This window comes from Frankia sp. AgKG'84/4 (assembly GCF_023242965.2).
Classification (GTDB): domain Bacteria; phylum Actinomycetota; class Actinomycetes; order Frankiales; family Frankiaceae; genus Frankia.
Genome location: NZ_JALKFU020001271.1, coordinates 1 through 2,285, shown reverse-complemented (window position 1 = coordinate 2,285; position 2,285 = coordinate 1). Strand labels below are relative to the sequence as shown.

Sequence of the window (2,285 nt, the reverse complement as noted above, 5' to 3'; positions counted from 1 at the left end):
GCGCGAGACGCCCGGGCGAGGCAGACGCCGGCTGGCCGCGGCCGCGCACGGCGATCGGCTTCGGCGTCGACGGCCGGCCCTTCGACCCGGGCGGTGCCCGTCTCGTACCCGACTCCGAACCCGGCCCCCCGCCATGCTGAGCCGTCCGAATGTGCTGAGCCGTCCGAATGCGCTGAGCCGTCCGAATGTGCTGAGCCGTCCGAATGTGCTGAGCCGTCCGGATGCGCTGAGCCGTCCGAATGTGCTGAGCCGTCCGGATGCGCTGGGCCGGCCGATCGGACTGGGCCGGCCGATCGGACTGGGCCGGCCGATCGGACTGGGCCGGCCGATCGGACTGGGCCAGCACGGAGCCACCACCAGGGCACGACCAGGGAGACAACGGCGATGAGCACCTCCGTCCTGTCCGTGTCCGCCACGGACGCCGACTGCGTCACCGGGATCGGCCGGGCGCTCGTCGCCGCCGCGCCCGGCGACACCGTCGCCGTCCGCCCGGGGCACTACCGCGAGGCGCTGGTGTTCACCCGCGACGTGATCCTCGTCGCCGAGGAGGGACCGGGCAGTGTCGTGCTCGTGCTTCCGCCCGGGGCGGCGATGCTGGTCGCCGGCGGCCAGGTCTGGCTGCGGGACCTGGTCCTGCACGGCGGCGACGACGAGTTCCCCCTCCTGCAGGTGGCCGGGGGGGAGCTGCTGATGGACGGCTGCGAGCTGCGCGCCGCGGGGGCCGCCGCGGCGCACCTTCGCGGCGGATCGGCGTCGCTGCGCGGCGGTCGGATCACGAACACCGCGGGCGCCGGCGTGGTCATCGACGCCGGGCACGGCGAGTTCACCGACGTGGAGATCGAGTCCACCGGCGGCCCCGGGCTGGTGCTGGCGGGCACGGCGGCGCCGGTGCTGCGGGGCTGCGGGATCCGCGGCGTCGACGGGATCGGCGTGCTGGCCACGGGCAGCGGGTCGCCGCTGCTGGAGGGCTGCCGGATCGGTCCGGTCGGCGGCGTCGGCGTCCTCGCCCAGCAGGAGAGCCGGCTGCGCCTGGTCGGCACGGAGATCCGCGGCGGCCAGGCCGGCCTGCTCACCGCCGACTCGGCGGCCCCGACGGCCGACCGCTGTCTGCTGCGGGAGGCCGCCGGCCACGGGATCATCACCCGCGACCGGTCCGCCCCGCGGCTCACCGGCTGCGTCATCGAAGCACCCGGCGGCCACGGTCTGCACGCCGCCGGCCGCTCCGCGCCCACGCTGGAACGGTGCGAGATCCGCGGCAGCGGCGCGGCCGGGATCGTCGCCGACGAGCACGCCCGCCCGCGGCTGCGCGGCGGTGGGCTCACCGGCTGCGGCGACGTCGGGGTGCTGCTCGTCGGGGAGTCGGCGGCGAGCCTCGACGACGTGCGGGTGCGGTCCAGCCCGATCGGCGTGGCGATCGAGGCCGCGGCCGCGCCGGAACTCGCCGGCCTGAACATCGAGGACGTCACCTACGGCGTGCACGCCACCGGTGGGGCTGGGCAGATCACCGGCGCCGGCGTGCACGGCGCGCGCCGCGCGGGGATCCGCTTGGCGGGCGAGGCCACCACGGTGCTCGACAACGTCCGGGTCAGCGCCGGCCGGATCGGCATCGAGATCGCCGAGCGGGCCGCGCCCGACCTGCGCGCCGTCGAGGTCGACGGTGCCCGCGACACCGGCGTACTCGTCCGCGACCACGCCCGCCCGCGCCTGGCCGGGATCCGCGCGCACGGCACGGACGGCCCCGGCATCGTGCTCGCCCCCGGAGCCGGCGCGCACATCACCGACGTCGAGGTCGTCGGCAACCGCGATGCCGGGATCGTCATCGAGACGGTCGAGGACGTCACGATCTCCGGCGGGATCGTGCGCGGCAACGGCGGCGAGGCGGTGCGCGTGCGCGCGGCGACCAGCCGGCTGCGAATCACCGGCGTCGACACCGGCCACAACAACATCCCGCTCGATCTGACCACCGCCCCGGCCCCGCAAGGCCGGACCTACGACGCGGACACCGGGCGGCCAGAGACCGGGCGGCCAGAGACCGGACGGCACAGCACGGACCGCGACGACCGGAACAGCGCCCGACCGGGCCGTGTCGACGTCGCCGATTCGATCCCCAGCGGCCCGGCGCCCGGCGCCGCCCCGCGCGACGACGTGGCCTTTCCGCGCAACGCGGCGCTCCCCTCCACCGCCCTGCTGGACGGCGCCCTCCTGGACGGAGCTGTCCCACCAGGTGCGACCCCGGTCCAGGGGGAGGCCCGCGGCGCTCACCCCACGCCCGGCGGCCCGTGGCC

At 76.8% G+C, this 2,285-nt stretch carries 1 protein-coding gene; it reads left to right on the top strand.

Annotated features, from left to right (window positions below; all coding sequences use genetic code 11):
- Positions 1–384: 384 nt before the first annotated feature.
- The coding region (locus MXD58_RS29535; protein WP_250611426.1) for a right-handed parallel beta-helix repeat-containing protein at positions 385–2,285 on the top strand (1,901 nt) is incomplete at its 3' end.